The following is an 18,036-nucleotide window of genomic DNA, read 5'->3' as shown; positions in this document are numbered from 1 at the left end:
CGCTCCGCGAGCAAGTCACGCCCCACGGCCACAGCCGCCACCGTGCCCGGACGGGACGGCCGAGGCATCACCCGCGACGGACGAGCGACCGCAGTTGCCTCCACGGGCCCGCCCTGGTCCTGCCCGCCCGGTGCGCCCGCTGCCCGACAGCGCCCCGATTTCGGTCGGGAGCGCGCGACAGAAGCCCCGCCCGCCGCTCACCTCAGCCAGGCGATGCGTCGCCGTCGGCGCCGCCGGACCGTGGGCTTCCTCGACGTCGCGCTCAACCGGCGCCCGAGGAGTCGACGTGTCAGTCGGCCGGCAGTACGACGCCGTCGTCATCGGCACCGGAGCGGGCGGCGGCACGCTCGCCCACCGGCTCGCCCCGTCCGGGATGCGTGCTGATGCTCGAACGCGACTCGGATGATCGAGAGGGAGCACCGTGGCAGCAGACCGGGTGGACGCTCTCGTCATATTCGGGGCAACAGGTGACCTGGCGAAGCTGGAGACCTTTCCCGCCCTGGTGGGACTGGTGGACCGGGACGTGCTCGACGTCCCCGTCATCGGGGTCGCCAAGAGCGGCTGGAACCTCGACCGCTTCCGTGATTACGCCGCGCGGTCGCTGCGGGACAACGGCATGGACGTCGAGTCGCCGGCGGCGCGGACGATGCTCGGCCTGCTCCGTTACGTCGACGGGGATCTCGGCGACGACGCCACCTACGCAGAGATGTCCCGGGAGATGGGTGACGCCCGGCGGGCCCTGTTCTACCTGGAGGTGCCCCCGTTCCTGTTCGGCCGCATCGCCGAGGGCATCTCGAAGGCGGGGCGGGCCGAGGGCGCCCGGGTGATGGTGGAGAAGCCCTTCGGTACCGACCTGGACAGTGCCGTCGCGCTCAACGAGACCATGCACCGGTACTTCCCGGAGGACGCCATCTACCGCGTCGACCACTGGTTGGGCCTGGATTCGCTCAACGACGTCCTCGTTGCCCGGTTCGCCAACTCGATGATCGAGCCGCTGCTGGGCCGCGACCACGTGGAGAGCATCCAGATCACGATGGCCGAGGCCTTCGACGTCGCCGACCGGGGCCGGTTCTACGACGCGACCGGTGCGATTCGCGACGTCGTGCAGAACCACATGCTGCAGGTGCTGGCCACCGTGGTCGCCGACCCGCCGGACGGCTCCGGCGCGAACTCGTGGCTGGACGCGAAGGCGCGCGTGGTGGCCGCACTGCGGCCGCTGACGCCTGCGGACACGGTCCGCGGCCAGTACGACGGCTACCGCGACGTGGACGGTGTCGACGCGCTGTCGACGGTGGAGTCGTACGTCGCGGTCCGGCTCGCGCTCGACTCGTGGCGGTGGGCGGGCGTGCCCCTGCTCATCCGCGCCGGCAAGACCCTGCCCGTGACCGCGACGGAGATCAGTATCAAGTTCCGCCCGGTGCCGTACGACGTGTTCGCCATGTTCGGCGTGACCGGCAAGAACCTCACCAACGCGCTGCGGTTCCGCATCTGGCCGAACACCCGGATCAGCCTCACGCTGGCCGGGAAGAAGCCGGGCCCGGGAGCCGAGCCGCGGCTGAACGACCTCGTGTTCGCCGAGCACGCCGGCGAGGAGATGCGACCCTACGACCGGCTCATCGGCGCCGCCCTCGACGGTCGCCGGGTCTTCTTCGCCCGGCAGGACACCGTGGAGGCGGCGTGGCGCGTCGTCGACCCGGTTCTCGGCGACGCCGTACCCGTGCACACGTACCCGCGGGGCAGCTGGGGACCGAAGGAGGCCGACAGCCTGCTCCCGAACGGCGAGGCCTGGCACGACCCGGCCTGAGCGATGCCGAGAACGCCATGGAGGGAACCTGTGCCGGCCGCACTCCGTGTCCGGGCCGCTGAGTGGTCGGAGCCATCTCCCGCGGGTGATGCCGACGTCGGTCCAGGCGCTCAGAATCCGGCGATGAACAGCAAGCCGACCACCGAGCCGACCGCGCAGGCGAACGGCACCGGCCCGGAATCCGTCGCCACGCATCAGGCCACGCACACCACCACGTCGTGGGCGACAGGGCTCGCCCGCTTCGCCGGTCTGGCGATGGCCCTCCTCGGCGTGCTGTACATCGTCGCCGGGACGGGCGCGCTGTTCCAGAGCACCGCCCCCGTGCCCGGCCTGGTCCACGTGTTCTCGATCGACGCCGTCACCTGGGGCTGGATCCACATCGTCGCGGGCGCGCTGGTGGGTCTCGCGGGGATGGCCGTCATATCGGGGACGTTGTGGGGACGGGTGATCGGGATCGCGGTGACCGCCGTCGCCATCGGGGTGAGCTTCCTGTCGCTGTCGCACCATCCCGCGCTGTCGATCCTCGGGATCATGCTGGGCTTCGCCGTGGTCTGGGCCCTCTGCGTCTTCGACGAGGAAGCCTCAGCGGCATCGCCCACCATGCTGGACTGATCGACAGGCCGTCACGCTCCCCCGCACAGCTCGGTTCCCCATCCCGGCGTCTGGAAGGCGCGGACCATGGACGTGTTGGTCATCGTCGTGGTGGTCGTGGTTACTGCACTCGTCTTCGATTTCACGAACGGCTTCCACGACACGGCGAACGCGATGGCGACCTCCATCGCCACCGGAGCGCTGCGCCCCAAGGCCGCCGTCACGATCGCGGGACTCCTCAACCTGGCCGGTGCCTTCCTCTCCGTCGAGGTGGCCAAGACGATCTCCGGTGGGATCGTCGCCGAGGCCCTGATCACCCCGGTCGTGATTTTCGCCGGGCTCGTCGGGGCCATCCTCTGGAATCTGCTGACCTGGCTGCTCGGGCTGCCCTCCAGCTCCTCGCACGCGTTGTTCGGCGGACTCATCGGTGCCACCCTGATGGCGGCAGGGCCGAACGCGGTCAACGGCACGGCCGTCCTCGGCAAGGTCGTCCTACCGGCCGTGGTCTCGCCGCTCCTCGCCGGTCTCGTGGCCGTCACGGCGACGTTCGTCGCCTACCGGATCACCGCACGGGCCGACGCCGGGACCGCCCATCGCGGCTTCCGGATCGGTCAGGTGGTCTCCGCCTCGACGGTCGCGCTCGCTCACGGCACCAACGATGCGCAGAAGACGATGGGTGTGATCACGCTGACGCTGATCACGGCGGGCGCTCTCGCACCCGGCTCCGCGCCACCGTTCTGGGTGGTCGCCTCCGCGGGGCTGGCGATCGCGCTGGGCACCTATGTCGGCGGCTGGCGGATCATCCGGACGCTGGGCAGGCGCATCAGCGACATCCAGACGACCCAGGGCTTCACCGCCGAGACCACGAGCGCCACTGTCATCCTGGCTTCCAGCCACCTCGGCCTCCCGATCTCCACGACACAGGTGTGCACCGGTGCGATCTTCGGTGCCGGAGCGGGACGCAGGCTCGCGACAGTGCATTGGAGTGTCGCGGGCCGGATGGCACTGGCCTGGGCGGTCACCCTGCCCGCTGCCGCGGTCGTCGGAGCGGCCGCCTCGTGGACGGCGGCGAGCGGGCCGTTCGGCGTCGTCGTGGTCGCGGTGGGCGGGCTTGCGCTCGCGGCCGGCATGTACGCCGCGTCGCGTCGAAACCCGGTGAACGCGCTCAACGTCAACGACGTGCCCACGCTTCCGCCCGTACCCGCCGCGACCCGCTCGGGTCAGGAGGCCGCGTGACCATCGACTGGGGTTCCCTCGTCCTCGCGGCGGTCATCTCCGCCGGCGTCACCTTGGGCGTCGTGTCCCTGGTCGCGTTCGCGGTCGTCGGGCTCTCGGCACGCGCCCACCGGCCGATCGGCGGCCGGGACGACGGCGCCCCACCACCGGTGCGGCCCGCGGTGGGCGCGGCCATCGCCGCGGTCTGCGTGGTGGCCGTCGCGTTGATCGTCGGGTACGGCCTGTTCCTGGTCGTGACGTGAAGCTCGTCCGGCTTCTCGTGGACGGGGTCACCCCTTCAGGGTGATGCACCCCTTCGAATTGCCGTGCGAGAATTTCTGGCTTCGTGGATACCGAAGGAGCAGCAGCATGGGCTCATTGAAGAATAGACTGTCGAAGTTCGCGAAATCATCGAAGGGGAAGAAACTGCGCGACACCGCGATGCGCAAGGCCAAGGACCCGAAAGCGCGGGCAAAGATCGCCAAGAAATTCGGGAAGAAAGGCTAGCGGGAAACGCCATGACCGTTCCCGCGGCTTCCGTGTCCGGCAGGCAACGCGCAGCCGCCGCGGTCGCGCTCCTCACCGCGGTGCTGACGGTTGTGCTCGCCGTCGTGGTGGCGATCACCGACTTCCCGGAGGGCCTCGGCGTACTCGGTTGCGTCGCGATCGCGCTGGGGGCGGCCTGGTTCGGGGTCGTGCGAGGCGGTCGGCAACGCGGCGTAGGGATCGCGGTGGCGGTGCTGGCCCTCCTGGGGGGCGCGGCGCTGCTGATCCGCAACGGCAGCTGGCTCCCCTTGATGCTGCTCGTGCTCGGAATCGCGATCTGGCACGCCGCCGCCCGCGCGGCGTTCCAGGCGCATGTTCACCTTCCTGCCGCCGACCGGCCGCGGCGACCGGTGCTGTTCGTCAACCCGTGGTCCGGCGGCGGGAAGGCCGCCAAGGTCGGGCTGGCCGACGAAGCCGCCGCCCGGGGGATCAGGACCGTTGAGCTGCACCGCGGCGACGATCTCGAGCAACTCGTCCGCGACGCCGTCGCCGAGGGCGCCGACGGCCTCGCGGCGGCCGGCGGGGACGGCACACAGGCCATCGTCGCCACAGCTGCCGCCGAACACGGCCTGCCCTACGCGTGCATTCCCGCCGGCACCCGCAACCATTTCGCGCTCGACCTGGGTGTGGATCGCGACGACGTCGTCGGGGCCCTCGACGCCTTCGTCGACGGCGGCGAACACGTCGTCGACCTCGGGGAGGTCAACGGCCGGGTGTTCGTCAACAACGTCTCGATGGGCCTGTACGCCGAGGCGGTGCAGAGCGAGGGCTACCGCGACGCGAAGATCCGCACCTTGCTCGACACCGCACCGACGGTCCTGGGTCCCGCCGGCTCCGAGCTCGACCTGCGCTGGAGCTCTCCCGACGGTGTGGCCCACGCGTCGGCGGCCACGATCCTGGTGTCCAACAACCCCTACCGGCTCGGCCGTGCCGTCGGCTCCGGGACCCGTCCGCGCATCGACACCGGGCAGCTCGGCGTCGCCGTGGTACCGGCCCGTGGTGACGACGGGACGGCAGGGCACGGACCGTCCTCGCTGCTGCGGCAGTGGTCGACGCAGGCGTTCCAGATCGACTCGGCACAACCCGTCCCGCTGGGAATCGACGGTGAGGCCGTCGTGCTCGACCCACCGATCCGCTTCCGGATCCGACCCCGCACGCTGCGCGTCCGGATCGCCCCGCAGCACCCAGGGGCGTCACCATCGGCGATGCAGCCCGACCGGGTCGTGGACGGCTTCCGCGCACTGGCAGCGATCGCCGCGGGCCGGGTGCCGACGCCGGACGTGCTGCACCCCGAGGACCACCGGGCAAACGAGCAGCTGTGACGGAGAACGACCGGGCCACGGTCTTCTGACCCAATGACCGATCGGCTCCCGGGGGCCGAAGAGGAAGCCCGCGTCCGCATACCACCAGGATGGCCCGGTCACGCCGTGCTCGTGCGTCGCCTGCGGCCGCCGTACACGCCGCCGCCCGCGTAGCTGGCGATGTCGGCGAGCACCGCGATCCCCATCCAGAGGAGGTCCAGGCCGCCGACCAGCCCACCCGGCGCCACGATCACGTACATGAGGGTCGTCCAGGGGAGGATCAGGAATCCCAGGAACGGCACGATGAACGAGCCGAAGCTCGCCTCCCAGCGCATCGGCTGGATCAACCACCAGATGACGATCACAGACCTGGGGCCGAGCAGCAGCAAGATCAGGAACAGGCACATGGCAGTCCTCCCAGGGAGTGTCGAGCCTTTGTCGAGGCCGCCCTCAGGGCTCCTGCCCCGCCTGCTCGGCCGCGGGCGCCGAGCGTTGTGGGTGGTCCGGGATCCGGCGGGCGGCGAAGAGCCCGACCGCCGCGAAGAGCGCCAGCACGGTGAGGGCCGACTGCAGGCCCTCCACCCGCGCGTCGCGGTTCGCGTCGAGGGTGGCATCGGCGACCGGCGGGGGCACGGCGGCCTGATCCAGCGCCTCCTGGAGGTCGGCGTCCGACATGAAGGGAACGCCACCGGCGAGCTGGACGCTCGCCTGCGTCTTGACCTGCTCGGGAATCGCCGGGTTCTCCTGCACCCCCAGCAGGAAGGCCGCGGTCAGGGAGGTGATCATGATGGAGCCGGCGAGCGCGGTGCCGAGAGCGGCGCCGAGGTACATCGCCGTGTTCTGCAGCCCGCCGACATCAGGGCTCAGCTTGTCGGGCACCGCGCTCACCGTCACGGCTCCGAGCTGCGACGCGAGCGCGCCGATCCCCAGCCCGGCGAGCAGCAGCGGCACGGTCACGATCCGGGCGTCCGCGGCCGGGTCGATGGCCACGAGCAGGACGACTACGCCGGCGAGCATCGCGAGCAGGCCCAGCCGCACCACCCGGCGCGGGGACGCGTTCGGGAAGAACCTGGGGATCCCGACCGCGGCCGCGAGCAGCGTGATGGACAGCGGCAGGATCCGGACCCCCGTCTCGATCGCGGTCAGACCCAGTGACACCGACAGGAACAGCGGGATCGTGAAGAACAGCCCTGCCTGCACCAGGTAGAGCAGGAAGAACATCAGGAGCCCGCCCGTCATCTGGCGGTTGGTGAACATCGACGGCTTGACCAGGGGATCCCGGTTCGCCTCCTCCAGGCGCGATTCCCGTTCGAGGAAGGCCCACACGATCAGCAGCCCGATGATCATGAACCAGACCGTGAGCGAGACGCCCAGCAGCGACGGTGCGTCCGGCTTCGGGACGACCCAGCCCCACTCCGAAGATTGCAGCACGCCCAAGACCGCCAGCCCGAGCCCCACGGCCGCGAGGACGGAACCGATGACGTCGAACCGGGTGCGCACCTCGGGCGGGGCGTCCTGGACCCGCCGGGCCAGCAGCAGGATCCCGGCGACGACGAGCACCTCCCCGACGAACACCCACCGCCAGGAGAAGTACGTCGTCGCGACCCCGCCGACGAGCGGGCCGACCGCCACCGCGATTGCGCCGGCGCCCATCACCAGCCCGTACGCGCGCGGGCGGCCCTCGGGCGGGAAGTTGCCGGCGACCAGCGCGACGATCGCGGGCAGGATCAGCGCCGCTCCGATGCCCTCCAGCACGGACCATCCGATGATGAGGACCGGCAGGTTCGGCGCCACCGCGGTCAGCAGCGAACCGGCGCCGTAGACGACGCAGCCGATCGTGAACGCGCGCTTTCGCCCGATCAACGAGCCGACCTTGCCGCCCGTCACCATCAGCATCGCCATGACCAGGGTGTACAGCGTGATGGCCGCCTGGATGCCGGTGACCGTCGTGCCGACGTCCTTGGCCACGGTGGCGATGGCGACGTTCATGACCGAGCTGTCGAGGGTCATCAGGAACTGGCCCGCGGCGAGGGTGAGCAGCACGGAGCCCGCCCTGCCCGTCGCAGGGCCTGCCGGTGCCTCAGTGCTCATCGCCGCCTCCGTCACCGATCCCGCCGTGGGTGCAGGGCCGATGGTGCGGCGGTGAAGCGTGTACAGCCTCATCCCTGACGGATGAGGGCCCCCGCCGGTCGGGACGGATCGTCCATCCCCACAGCGCGCCGGAACGCTAGCCGGGCTGCCCCCCGGCCCTCGGCGCGTCACCGTCGTGCGCCGTTGACCGCCCGAGAAGGGCACGGATACCGACGAGGGCGGGTGGGGCCAGCAGCACGATCGGCACGATCGCGAGCACAGCCACCTTCAGGCCACCGGCGCCGAGCAGCGCACGGACCGCGGCGATCAGGGACAGCAGCCACACCGCGGCATAGACGAGGTTGACCCAGGTCGGCGGGACGCTGCCCGCGGCCCAGCCGTGGCGAAGCCGTGCGCGGAGCGCGAGATGGAAGCCGACGCCGGCGACGACGGCAACGGCCAGCACCAAGAGGACCAGTGAGCTGATCAACGGGTCCCGCTGGTTCGCGTACGTCCCGGCCGCGACGAAGAAGCCCGTGCACAGACCCACGACGACCGCCTGCACCCAGGCCGGTCGTTTCGTGAGGTACGCGGCCAACAACGCCCAGATCATCGGATCCTCCATGTGACCACCGGATCCCCGTCACAGACGCGCGAGCATCGTGCCGGCCGACTCCGGATCGTCCGCTGCAGCCCGGTGCTCGCGCGTCACCCACGCGAGGTGACGAGGAGACCGGAGGGACGACCAACGACGGGCCACCAGCCGCGCCCGCGAGCTACTCACTCGCGCCGAGCGGGCACATCGCCGATCAGGAGACTCGCCCTGCCCTGGTCCGCAGCGCGCGTTTCTGCACGAGCCACCCGACAACCGCCAAGATCACCCAGGCGGCGGTGGCGAGTGCACTCTGTGCGCCGGTGGTGGGTTGACCGAGGAAGGCGAGGCCGGCCGGGGCGAGGGTCGCCAGTGCGTTGAGGATGATGCTCGCGCCGCTGAGCGCGGTCACGGCCGCGAGCAAAGGCTCTCGGTGCCGGTCGGCCAGGAACCCGACGATCAGACCGAGGGCCGCCGCGAAGAGCACCGCGACCAGTGCACTGCCCTCACCCAGGCCCACGTGCACGTAAACCTTGAGCGCGATCGTGGCGCCGGCAAGTCCCCCGATCACCCACATCGCGAACCTGAACACCAACGAGACGAGGACGAGCCCGGCGATCGCCCCGCCGAGAGCTATGACGAGTCCGACGGGAACGTCCGCGCCGAGCAGGTCGGCGAACGCCCAGGCAAGCGCGAAGCCCAGACAGAACCCGGTCAGCCGGAGCGAACGGCCCCCGGCGAAGCACAGCACCAGCCCCACCAGGAGGAGGAGCACGCCCGAAGGTAGGGCTACCTGCGCTGGATCCATTTCTGGTTCATCCCTTCAACGGCGGCGGCGCCGGCTCGGTCGCCGTACGCGCTGCTTTTCGATCCGCTCGTTCCTGCTCCACCTCAGCGCTCAGGAGGGCACGGGTCTCGGCCGTTGGCCCGACGGCGGGTTGCCACCGGCGGGCACGCGGATCTGCATCCATGAGAACGGCCTTGGCGAGCAGCGTCAGCGGGACCGCCAGAATGGCTCCGATCGGGCCCATGATCACAGCCCAGAACAGCACCGAGAACAACGTCACCGTCTGGCTCAGCGATACCGCTTGGCCGACGACCCGCGGCTGGACGATCGACTGCACGACCGCGTTGATGACGGCGTACACGACCAACACGACGACCGCTGTCGACCAGCCTCCTACGAGAAATCCGAAGAAGAGGGGCGGGATGAGGGCGATGAAGTAGCCGACGTTCGGGATGAAGCTGCAGAGGAAGGAGAGCATCCCCCACAACAGTGCGGACGGTACGCCCAGGAAAGCTAACGCAATGGTGTTCAGCGTCCCCTGCACGATGCCGAGCAACGTGGTCACCACCATGTAACGGCGCACATTCGACGTGTACTGTGTGATCGCGGCGATGAAGTCCGGGTTGACCTCTCGGAGCTGGCCGAAGATCACGCGAGCGTACGCTGAATCGGCCGCCATCAGGATCATCATCGTGAGAACGATCACCAGCGCACCGGTCAGCGCCGCAACTCCGCCCAGCGCACCGGCGACCGTTGCCACGATGTTCCGGGGGTCGATCCCTGCCACGATGGCCTGGATCTGCGCCTGACCGATTCCCGCACTACCCAACCATCGAGCGACACCCTCACCGATTTGAGCGAATTGATCCGAATAGGTCGGCAACATCGCCAAGAACTGGGCCAAAGCGATCACGATCGCATACACGAATGCGGCCAGTACCCCGAACACGACGAGGACGATGGTTGGTGTGGCGATTCCCCTCGGCACGCCGCGCGCCGGCAGCCAGTCGCGAACGGGAGCTGCGCAGATCGTGAGGACGAGCGTGAGGAGCGTCGGAGCCAGGATTCCCCGCAGGCTGCTGATGCCCATCCCCGCGACGGTCGCACCGGCCAGGCCGACGAGAATGACGGCGGCCCGCGGGTACCTCTTCATGGAGACGCCATCAGCAGTCGTGGTGCGGCCACCTTCGACCATCTTCGGTGCGGCCGGGGACGTTGAGGGGGTAGTGGAATCTGTTGACATCGCCACCTACGGCGTCATGATGTTGAAGGAAGGGTTGCCTCTCTCGAGCACGTCCAGCAGCGACTGCAGGACCTTCCCGTCCCCCGCGACGTCGGCACCCGGACTGGTGGTGTCGCCTCCGAGGAGCCCGAGCATCCTGCTGGTGGTCAAGGTCAGGGTCATGTCCGCGGTGTTGTCGGCCGGTCGCTCGCGGTGGACGAGCACACCGTTGTGCAGGGTGAGCCGGTGATTGGTGTCGATGTCGGTGAACGTCACGTCGAGGGACAGGTCGAGGTCCCACGCGCGGGGTCCGTTGACCGAGATCGCCAGCGAGTCGAACAGCTGCGCCGGAGTCAGCTGGGCGACGATCGCGGGCGCGGCCGTGGCGGCCGGGGTGCCGAAGTTGCCTTCACGGAGTTCGGTGGCGCCGGACAGGAAGAAGTTGCGCCACGTGCCGTTCTCGGCGCCGTAGCCCAGTTGCTCGAGGGTGTCCGCGTACAGCTCGCGGGCAGGGCCGTGATCCGACTCGGTGAAGACCGCGTGGTCCAGCAGGGTGGCCGCCCACCGGTAGTCGCCGGAGTCGAACGCCGCCTGGGCGAGCTCGACGACCCGGTCGATGCCCCCGAGCGCGCCGACGTAGCGGGTGGCGAGCTCGGCAGGCGGGTACGGCCACAGCCGGGCCGGGTTGCCGTCGAACCAGCCCATGTAACGCTGGTAGATCGCTTTGACGTTGTGGCTGACCGAGCCGTAGTAGCCGTGAGTGCTCCACGAGTCCGTCAGGGCGGGCGGCAGCTCGATCATCTCGGCGATCTCGACGCCCGTGAACCCCTGGTTGAGCAGGCGCAACGTCTGGTCGTGCAGGTACGCGTACAGGTCGCGCTGGGTCGAGAGGAACGAGACGACCCGCTCGCGGCCCCACGTCGGCCAATGGTGGGAAGCGAAGGCCACGTCGGTCCGCGCCCCGAACGTCTCGATGGCCTCGGTCAGGTACTGCGACCACACGTGCGGGTCACGCACCAGGGCCCCACGCAGGGTCAGCAGGTTGTGCAGGGTGTGGGTCGCGTTCTCCGCCATGCACAACGCGCGGTACCGCGGGAAGTAGAAATGCATCTCCGCGGGAGCCTCGGTCCCCGGTGCCATCTGGAACTCGATCTCCACCCCGTCCACGGTCAGGGTCTGGCCGGTCGTGGTGATGTCGTGGGTGGGCACGATCAGCCCGATCTCACCGGTCGACGTCGTCTGCCCCAACCCGGCGCCCACCTGGCCCTGAGGGCCGCGCGCGAGCGCCGCGCCGTACATGTAGCCCGCGCGGCGGGCCATCGCCGTGCCCGCGTAGACGTTCTCCTCGACCGCGTGCTGGGTGAAGCCCTCCGGGGCGATCACCTGAACCTTCCCGGCGTCGACGTCGTCCTGCGTGGCGACCCCGAAGACGCCACCGAAATGGTCGACGTGGCTGTGCGTGTAGATGACCGCAACCACCGGCCGGTCACCGCGATGCTCGCGGTACAGAGCCAATGCCGCGGCCGCGGTCTCGGTGGAGATCAGCGGGTCGATGACGATCGACCCGGTGTCACCCTCGACGATCGTCATGTTCGACAGGTCCAGGCCGCGCACCTGGTAGATGCCCTCGACCACCTCGAACAGACCTTGCTTCGCCACCAGCGTCGACTGCCGCCACAGGCTCGGGTTGACCGTCGCAGGCGCCTCGCCGGTCAGGAACGCGTAGCTGTCGCTCTCCCACACCACCCGGCCATCGGCAGCACGAACCACGCCCGGCTCCCACGCCCCCAAGAACCCCCGAGCGGCGTCATCGAAGTCCGCCGTGTTCCCGAACGGCAGCGTCGTGGACATCTCCCGATGGGCGGACTCCGTGGACCCGGTCGGCGGCTTCTGGATCATCAGCACCCTGCCCGTCGTCGAAGCGTGTCCGGTCGACGCCGACCCTCGCGTGTTGTGGCCTCGGCCGCGTCACTCACGACGGGTGATCCGCGGGTCGTCGCGATGCACCCGCGGCCTCATCCCTGACGGATGAGGCACCTCGCCGCAGTCGTCGGGCAGGTTCGGTGCCCACCCGAGGACGGAGCGGCCGGTGACGAGGAAGCACTACGACAAGCTGACCCCAGCCGCGCGCAAGCGACTGGTCGTGGCGTCCCTGCTGCGGGCAGGCGCCTCGGTGACGCTGCTGGTGCTCGCGTACTACTCCATCCCGCTGGACCGACCACTCAATGCCGCGACCTGGATCGGGTTCGTGCTCGGCCTGGCGGCCTTCGCCGCGGTCATCGCCTGGCAGGTGCGGGCCATCCTCGTCTCCGACGTCCCGCGCCTCCGTGCGATCCAGGCCGTCGCCATCGGCCTCCCGATGCTCCTGCTGCTGTTCGCTTCGACCTACCTCCGGATCTCCCGCGATGCCCCGGACAGCTTCAGCGAGGCGCTGGGCCGGACCGACGCGCTCTACTTCACGGTCACCGTCTTCACCACCGTCGGCTTCGGAGACATCGCACCACGCAGCGAACTCGCGCGGATCCTCACGATGTTCCAGATGATCACCGGCCTCGTGGTCGTCGGGCTGGTCGCGAAGGTCCTCCTGGGCGCCGTGCAGACGGCGGTTCGACGGCGGGAGAGCGAGAGCCCGGCAAGGGCGGTGGCCCCGGACGGCCGGAAACCGGACGCGCCCGACCGCAGGTGACGGCTCACCCGTCACGGGTGAGAGACCGCAATCGGACGGGACCGACCTCCACCGATGCTCAGGTCGGCACCGCTCGCCGGACGGCCGGCGAGCGGTGACCGCGCGCCGGCCGGTCCGGAGTGCACCCGGTCAGGAGTGTGACCGCGCCGCGGCCTTGCCGCCGCGGGCGTGCTCGCGCGGCGTCGCGGCGGGCTCCGGCTCGGCCGACGCGGTAGACCACTTGAACTCCACCTCGAGTTCAACCTCGTCGCCGTCGACCTCCACCTCGACCTCGCAGCGGACGTGGTCGGGAACGTGGAGCTTCACGGTGCTGGCGCCGAGCTCGACCTCGACGTGGCCGCCTGCGCCGAGCGCATCGGCCAGCGCGGAGAGCCTGCGGGCCGCCTCGTGCCGGGTGAGCGACTCCTTCCGGCTGATCTCGACGTCCGACATCACGGTCTCCGTTCTGGATCAGGTTTCCGGCGTTGTGCTCGAGCGACTCACTCGGTGTCGGCGAAGGCCTCGCGCAGCTTGGCTTCCTGCTCGTTCGACAGGTTCGTCGACAGGAGGGTGGCGCCGGTCTGCTTGAACTCGTCCAGGACCTTGTCGACGACGACGTTCGAGGCCATGACGAACAGCGCCGATGTGCCCGGCGTGACCTGCTCCCGCACCTGGCGGACGAAGGAGTCGTCGATGCCCACGTCGGACATCGAGCCCATCAGCGCCCCCATGGCGGCCCCCATCGCCATGCCCAGCAGGGGAACGAAGAAGATGAGGCCGAACAGCAGACCCCAGAAGCTGCCGCCCAGCGCCCCGGCACCGGCGAGGCTGCGCAGCTGCTGCGTCTTCGGCTTCTTCCGCCCCTCGGTCCAGTAGACGTAGGCGGCGTCGTTGATCGTGATCAGCTCTTCTTTCTGCATCCGCTGGAGGAGCCCGAGAGCACCCTCCGCTCCGTGCACCGTGTCGAACTTCCACACCGTCAAGGTTGCTGCCATGCCCGGCCTCCTTCAGGAACGATCGGTCGTCACGCACTCTGCTGACCGCGACCCGCCGCGCCATCACCCCGGAGGGGCGATCGTGGGAGGCGGCTCGGTCCGGGGTGGGCCCTTGCCCTGCTACCGCACCGTCCGGTTCATCTGAGGCAACTGCCGCCGCTGCCCGAGCCGTTCGAGCCAGGCCACGAGCTGGTGATGCACCGAGTCGGCCCCGACCAGGTGCCCGGCGACCGGCCAGTCCGCGGGGTGGATCAGCACGCACCGGGACTGCCAGCCGCCCAGCCCGCCGTGGCAGCCGACGAGCTCCTCGAACGCCGCCACCTCGCCGGTGGACACGTCGATCCGGCTGTTCACGAGGATGTCGCCGACATGGGGAAGCCGGTCGTGACGGCGCAGGTCATCCGCTGCATGCCGGCCGAACATCGCCAGCGGATCGATGCCCTCCACGTGGTCGTCGCGCAGCCTGCGGGTGCCGTTCGCGCCGAGGACGAGCGGGCCGTGGGTGCGGGAGCGCACCACGACGAACCCGATCCCGGGATGCGTCGCGAGCCCGGCGATCAGCCTCGGGTGCAGCTCATCGATCTCCTCGAGCGTCAGACGCCCCGGTACGCGGGGGAAGTAGACGAGCCCGAGGTTGCCGGACGCGACGACCACGAGATCCGGGCGCTCGGCGCCGGGCGGCCGGCCCGCTGGCCTCCCCTCCTCGGGAGGACGCCGGCGCTGGATGCGGCGCGTCATGCCGCCCGCCATCCCGCCCTCGGCGGTCACCTCGGTGAGGAGCGTGTTGACCCGCCCCCATTGCTCCTGCCCGTGCGTCGCCGCCGCGACCTCGGCCCCGGCGCGCATCTGCTGCCGGACGAGGTCCTCCAACCGCATGCCGTAACGCTGCAGGAACGTGGCGCCCTGGCTCTGCCCGTGGTCGGACAGCACCACGAAGCGGTACGGCCGGGGCGCGGCCCGCGCGACCTGCTCGAGCGTGCCCAGCACCCGGTCGATCCCCTCGAGCGAGGCCAGCGATTCGGGACGCGTCGGGCCGGCATGGTGGGCGATCTCGTCGTAGTCGACGAGGTCGCAGTAGAGCGACGGTGCTCCCCGGCGGAGGTGTGCCGCGATCAGGTAGGTGTTCAGCTCGCGCAGCAGCACGTTCGTCACGCCACGCAGGGCCACGTAGGACGCGCCGCGATGGACCCGCGGCTCGATGCCGCGCAGCTGCTGGCGGCGGCCCTGGTACAGCTCCTTGATCATCTCCGCGACGGTGAGGACCAGCGAGCGGGTCAACCCGTAGGGATCCACGAAGAAGGCACTCAGCCAGCGGGTCGGGCGGTGTGCCGAACCCGACCCCGCCGTGCTCATCGTCAGGCTGCTGATCGGTGCGTCACCGGAGAAGATGTTGGAGAGGCTCACGCCGTCGTCGGCGAGCAACCCGCGCCCGTCGGACAGCCGTGACTCGACCAGCGCGCTGTCCTTGGGGTGGTTGGTCACGACGAGCCGGCCGGCGTCCTTCTCCCACCAGCGGAACGCCGGCACCTCGGCACTCCCGCCGTGCAGCAGGCCGGCCTGGCTGGCCGGGGTCGTCGCCGGTAGCTCGGCGTGCCACTCGGTGAGGGTGTGGCTGCCCGACCGGATCCAGCGGCTCAACGTCGGCAGGTTGCCCGCCTGGACGGCCCAGCGCGCGAGCGGGGCGGACAGGCCGTCGATCTGGATCATGACGACACCGGGGACATCCGTTGGCTTCGCGGCCCGGCGGGCGCTGCGCGTGCTGCGCAGGAGGTGCGCGATGACCGCACGGTTGTCCCCCGCCGTGACGAACCAGCTGGCGACGCTCACCAGGATCGCGTAGAGCCACGAGGCCCAGAACGCGTCCCAGAACCCTCCGACGTGGATTCCCGGGGTGACCGAAAGGGCCAGGAACATCAGCACGGCCTGGCTCAGGAGCCACCCCGCGATCACCCCGGCCCATCCGAGCCGCACGGCCACGGCCACGAACGCGGGCCGCAGCACCGCGGCGAGCAGCCCGAGGAGCACGACGGCGAGCAGGACGGCCCAGCGCACATCCAGGGATACGCCGGGCAGCACTGCGATCGTGAACCCCATCGCGGCCCATCCGACCAGGAGCAGCAGTACCCCGTGGCGCACAGCAGCCTCCGTCGTTCCCGTCGTGCATTCGCAACGATGGTCAGCGGAAGCAGTGCGCTCGGCCCCATCCATGCGGGATGAGTTCGGCCCGGGATCCTGGGGATACCAGGGGCCTGCAGCGCAGCGGCGCGCGGCAGGAGCTTCACCCGCGGCGGAGGATCAGAACGCTCTCGCCCGCCGTTAACGTCCTCCCCGGCGAGACCGAGAATCCTCGGTCGTCCTTCCGAGGAGGCACCATGGCCGCATCGCCATCGCCTCATGCCGGTCCAGCGGGCAAGCGTTACCGGCTGGTCACGCCCGCCGGTGTCATCGACATCTCCGTGATGCGCAGCTACCCGGACGGCACCGTCGACGTCCTGTGCACCTGTTGCGGCGCCCGATGGGAGCGACGACACCTCCAGCTCGGGAGCTGCCGGATCGTGACGCAGGAGATGTGACCACCCGGAAGTCAGGTCCGGGGGTCCGGCTGCCGTCGCGGCGGCTGCGCCTGATCGATGACGACCTCGACGTGGGCGATGAGCACCGGACGGCACCGCAGGCGCACCGACGACCCCGCCGCCTCGGTCATGAGCCCGAGTGGAGGACACGGCGGAGCCGCACCGCGTTGCCGCCCGCAGCGAGCCGACGTTGCACCACGAGGGTCAGCGTCCCGGCCGCAACCAGCACGGCCACGTTGGTGCCGAGGACAGCGAGTGCGCCCAACGCCTTGGTCGCTTCGCCGACGCCGGCCGCGACCCCGAGATACGCCGCGGCGGGGATCGTGGTGATCGAGATGCCTACGCCCACCGCCGCGCTCGCACGGGTCTCGAGGGCGAGCATGCCGGCGACGCCCGCCGCGAGCGCGACTCCTATGGTCGAAACGTTGATCGTCGTCAGCCCGGCGACCACGGCTTCGCCGACCACGAACCCGGGTGGCAGGACACCGAGGAGACCGAGGCACTTGCTCAGCACCCCCGCGGCGAGGCACGCCGCGCCCATCCCGATGGCCAGCGTCGCGAGCGCCCGCAGGACGAGCCGACCACGACGGCTCGCCAAGCCGACGCAGGCCGCGGTGATGGGCAGCAGGTCGGGGCTCAGCGCCATCGCTCCGACGATCAGTATGCCGCTCGCCTCGATCACGCCGAAGCCCGCGATGACGCCCGCCGCGACGAGGAACACGAGGTAGCGCGCGACCGGACGCGAGTTCTCCCTGGCCTGCCCGAGCACGTCGGCCCAGATCAGGCTCCCGGCCGTGCGCCCCGGCTTGATCGGCCCGATCTCGTCGATCCGTGCGAGCTTGATGTCCTCCTGGGCAACCCCGCTGCCCACGAGCAGCTCGAGCACGGCGTCGGCCGACTCCGCGAAGACCTCCGCGCTGAGGAGGACGTACCCAGCGCGTACCCCTGGGGCGAGGGCGATGTTGCGCGCCGCGCCGCGATCCTCGAGGTCGCCGCCGATCCGGGTGAGCGAGTCGGCGTGACCATAAACCCTGAGATGGAGCATGCTCAGAAGATCGCTATCGGTTCGAGCGGCGAACGGTCGTACGAGGACCCGTCGCCCCAGCGCCCGCAGTCGGAGACCGAGTGGAGGAGTTCACGGAACTCCGCCGCCGTCATGTCCACGCGCGTCACCGCGGCGAACCTAGAGCGACGCGGTTCGCTGCGCCTCGTCCGATTCGGGTGACGGGGCGGCCGGACCGATCGAGGTGTCACCCTCCAGCGGCCGCTACGTGGTGGTGGGGTCGAGTTGGATGGGCAGCCCGCCTGGGCGCTGTCCACGATGAGGGCCGCGGCCTTTTCGACCTCGCCGACGGACGTGGCGATCTCGCCGAGCTTCGCGGAGGGGTCGGTCTGGTTCTGCAGGCCCTCGACCGTGCTGCCGAGGGCGGAGATCGCCTCCTTCAGGTCCTGGGCCTGAGGGCCGAACTCGGCCGATGCGGCGTCCGCCAACCCCCTGCTAAGCAGGAAACCGCAGGTCAGGCCCGCGGCGACCGACGAGCGCCGGCCAGGCACGAAACCACCCGCAACGGATGAGAACGCTCGCCTGACTCGAGGCGACAGTGGCGTACGAGCGCAAGTGGCATGTAGGCGCACCCCGAGTGAGGGAAGCAGGGGTCGTAGCTGCAGGGGAAGG

At 70.2% G+C, this 18,036-nt stretch carries 19 protein-coding genes; 8 read left to right on the top strand and 11 right to left on the bottom strand.

Annotation, left to right across the window (positions count from 1 at the left end; genetic code table 11):
- Window positions 1-421 precede the first annotated feature (421 nt).
- The 6 genes from zwf to FB388_RS11205 all read left to right on the top strand — a co-directional run bounded on the left by zwf (window position 422) and on the right by FB388_RS11205 (window position 5,478).
- A complete protein-coding gene (gene zwf / locus FB388_RS11225) occupies window positions 422-1,804 on the top strand; it encodes a glucose-6-phosphate dehydrogenase (RefSeq protein ID WP_142100082.1) in 1,383 nt (460 codons plus the stop codon).
- A gap of 123 nt (window positions 1,805-1,927) precedes the next feature.
- Window positions 1,928-2,416 carry a DUF7144 family membrane protein gene (locus FB388_RS11220; protein WP_142100080.1) on the top strand — a complete coding sequence of 163 codons (489 nt, stop codon included), beginning with the start codon at window positions 1,928-1,930 and terminating at the stop codon, window positions 2,414-2,416.
- A 66-nt stretch (window positions 2,417-2,482) separates the two neighbouring features.
- On the top strand, window positions 2,483-3,631 hold the full coding sequence (locus tag FB388_RS11215; protein WP_142100078.1) for an inorganic phosphate transporter: 1,149 nt from the start codon (window positions 2,483-2,485) through the stop codon (window positions 3,629-3,631).
- Complete coding sequence (locus tag FB388_RS11210; RefSeq protein ID WP_142100076.1) at window positions 3,628-3,873, top strand: hypothetical protein; 246 nt, start codon at window positions 3,628-3,630, stop codon at window positions 3,871-3,873. The genes FB388_RS11215 and FB388_RS11210 overlap by 4 nt, the downstream gene beginning before the upstream one ends.
- Before the next feature lie 106 nt (window positions 3,874-3,979).
- Window positions 3,980-4,117: a hypothetical protein gene (locus tag FB388_RS39375; protein WP_170225570.1), complete on the top strand. Its 138-nt coding sequence runs from the start codon at window positions 3,980-3,982 to the stop codon at window positions 4,115-4,117.
- A gap of 11 nt (window positions 4,118-4,128) precedes the next feature.
- Window positions 4,129-5,478, top strand: a complete 1,350-nt coding sequence (locus tag FB388_RS11205; protein ID WP_142100074.1) for a diacylglycerol/lipid kinase family protein — start codon at window positions 4,129-4,131, stop codon at window positions 5,476-5,478.
- Between the two features lie 98 nt (window positions 5,479-5,576).
- On the opposite strand, the gene FB388_RS11200 is transcribed toward FB388_RS11205, so the two are convergent.
- The 6 genes from FB388_RS11200 to FB388_RS11175 all read right to left on the bottom strand — a co-directional run bounded on the left by FB388_RS11200 (window position 5,577) and on the right by FB388_RS11175 (window position 12,027).
- Window positions 5,577-5,864, bottom strand: a complete 288-nt coding sequence (locus FB388_RS11200) for a hypothetical protein (protein WP_142100071.1) — start codon at window positions 5,862-5,864, stop codon at window positions 5,577-5,579.
- A 43-nt stretch (window positions 5,865-5,907) separates the two neighbouring features.
- Window positions 5,908-7,548, bottom strand: coding sequence for an MFS transporter (locus FB388_RS11195; protein WP_142100069.1), 1,641 nt, complete (start codon window positions 7,546-7,548; stop codon window positions 5,908-5,910).
- Between the two features lie 136 nt (window positions 7,549-7,684).
- Window positions 7,685-8,152, bottom strand: a complete 468-nt coding sequence (locus FB388_RS11190) for a hypothetical protein (RefSeq protein WP_142100067.1) — start codon at window positions 8,150-8,152, stop codon at window positions 7,685-7,687.
- Between the two features lie 184 nt (window positions 8,153-8,336).
- On the bottom strand, window positions 8,337-8,894 hold the full coding sequence (locus tag FB388_RS11185) for a TM7S3/TM198-like domain-containing protein (RefSeq protein WP_170225569.1): 558 nt from the start codon (window positions 8,892-8,894) through the stop codon (window positions 8,337-8,339).
- 40 nt (window positions 8,895-8,934) lie between these two features.
- Complete coding sequence (locus tag FB388_RS11180) at window positions 8,935-10,059, bottom strand: AI-2E family transporter (RefSeq protein ID WP_211361857.1); 1,125 nt, start codon at window positions 10,057-10,059, stop codon at window positions 8,935-8,937.
- A 96-nt stretch (window positions 10,060-10,155) separates the two neighbouring features.
- Window positions 10,156-12,027, bottom strand: a complete 1,872-nt coding sequence (locus tag FB388_RS11175; RefSeq protein WP_142100061.1) for an alkyl/aryl-sulfatase — start codon at window positions 12,025-12,027, stop codon at window positions 10,156-10,158.
- Window positions 12,028-12,217: 190 nt separating this feature from the next.
- Here FB388_RS11175 and FB388_RS11170 point away from each other — a divergent pair, with 190 nt between their 5' ends.
- Entirely contained in the window at window positions 12,218-12,814 is a 597-nt protein-coding gene (locus FB388_RS11170) for a potassium channel family protein (RefSeq protein WP_246121820.1), read from the top strand.
- Between the two features lie 129 nt (window positions 12,815-12,943).
- Here the strand turns inward: FB388_RS11170 and FB388_RS11165 are convergent, their stop codons facing one another.
- From FB388_RS11165 to FB388_RS11155, 3 genes are all read right to left on the bottom strand, one after another.
- On the bottom strand, window positions 12,944-13,246 hold the full coding sequence (locus FB388_RS11165; protein ID WP_142100059.1) for an amphi-Trp domain-containing protein: 303 nt from the start codon (window positions 13,244-13,246) through the stop codon (window positions 12,944-12,946).
- A 47-nt stretch (window positions 13,247-13,293) separates the two neighbouring features.
- Window positions 13,294-13,788, bottom strand: coding sequence for a DUF1269 domain-containing protein (locus tag FB388_RS11160; RefSeq protein ID WP_142100057.1), 495 nt, complete (start codon window positions 13,786-13,788; stop codon window positions 13,294-13,296).
- A gap of 120 nt (window positions 13,789-13,908) precedes the next feature.
- Entirely contained in the window at window positions 13,909-15,924 is a 2,016-nt protein-coding gene (locus FB388_RS11155) for an alkaline phosphatase family protein (protein ID WP_211361856.1), read from the bottom strand.
- Window positions 15,925-16,160: 236 nt separating this feature from the next.
- Here FB388_RS11155 and FB388_RS11150 point away from each other — a divergent pair, with 236 nt between their 5' ends.
- Entirely contained in the window at window positions 16,161-16,361 is a 201-nt protein-coding gene (locus FB388_RS11150) for a hypothetical protein (protein ID WP_142100053.1), read from the top strand.
- A gap of 127 nt (window positions 16,362-16,488) precedes the next feature.
- Here FB388_RS11150 and FB388_RS11145 read toward each other — a convergent pair whose 3' ends face one another.
- Together FB388_RS11145 and FB388_RS11140 are read right to left on the bottom strand one after the other, a co-directional pair.
- Window positions 16,489-17,406 carry a DUF389 domain-containing protein gene (locus FB388_RS11145; protein WP_142100051.1) on the bottom strand — a complete coding sequence of 306 codons (918 nt, stop codon included), beginning with the start codon at window positions 17,404-17,406 and terminating at the stop codon, window positions 16,489-16,491.
- 2 nt (window positions 17,407-17,408) lie between these two features.
- Entirely contained in the window at window positions 17,409-17,915 is a 507-nt protein-coding gene (locus tag FB388_RS11140) for a hypothetical protein (RefSeq protein WP_170225567.1), read from the bottom strand.
- Window positions 17,916-18,036 lie beyond the last annotated feature (121 nt).

This window comes from Pseudonocardia cypriaca, assembly GCF_006717045.1.
GTDB lineage: Bacteria > Actinomycetota > Actinomycetes > Mycobacteriales > Pseudonocardiaceae > Pseudonocardia > Pseudonocardia cypriaca.
This window is presented reverse-complemented; position numbering and strand designations above follow the sequence as displayed.

Coding starts and splice junctions, on each gene's coding strand:
- FB388_RS11175 (WP_142100061.1), bottom strand. CDS start 12,027: ATGATCCAGAAGCCGCCGACCGGGTCCACGGAGTCCGCCCATCGGGAG.
- FB388_RS11190 (WP_142100067.1), bottom strand. CDS start 8,152: ATGGAGGATCCGATGATCTGGGCGTTGTTGGCCGCGTACCTCACGAAA.
- FB388_RS11180 (WP_211361857.1), bottom strand. CDS start 10,059: ATGAAGAGGTACCCGCGGGCCGCCGTCATTCTCGTCGGCCTGGCCGGT.
- FB388_RS11220 (WP_142100080.1), top strand. CDS start 1,928: ATGAACAGCAAGCCGACCACCGAGCCGACCGCGCAGGCGAACGGCACC.
- FB388_RS39375 (WP_170225570.1), top strand. CDS start 3,980: ATGGGCTCATTGAAGAATAGACTGTCGAAGTTCGCGAAATCATCGAAG.
- FB388_RS11200 (WP_142100071.1), bottom strand. CDS start 5,864: ATGTGCCTGTTCCTGATCTTGCTGCTGCTCGGCCCCAGGTCTGTGATC.
- FB388_RS11215 (WP_142100078.1), top strand. CDS start 2,483: ATGGACGTGTTGGTCATCGTCGTGGTGGTCGTGGTTACTGCACTCGTC.
- FB388_RS11205 (WP_142100074.1), top strand. CDS start 4,129: ATGACCGTTCCCGCGGCTTCCGTGTCCGGCAGGCAACGCGCAGCCGCC.
- FB388_RS11165 (WP_142100059.1), bottom strand. CDS start 13,246: ATGTCGGACGTCGAGATCAGCCGGAAGGAGTCGCTCACCCGGCACGAG.
- FB388_RS11150 (WP_142100053.1), top strand. CDS start 16,161: ATGGCCGCATCGCCATCGCCTCATGCCGGTCCAGCGGGCAAGCGTTAC.
- FB388_RS11145 (WP_142100051.1), bottom strand. CDS start 17,406: ATGCTCCATCTCAGGGTTTATGGTCACGCCGACTCGCTCACCCGGATC.
- FB388_RS11195 (WP_142100069.1), bottom strand. CDS start 7,548: ATGAGCACTGAGGCACCGGCAGGCCCTGCGACGGGCAGGGCGGGCTCC.
- FB388_RS11160 (WP_142100057.1), bottom strand. CDS start 13,788: ATGGCAGCAACCTTGACGGTGTGGAAGTTCGACACGGTGCACGGAGCG.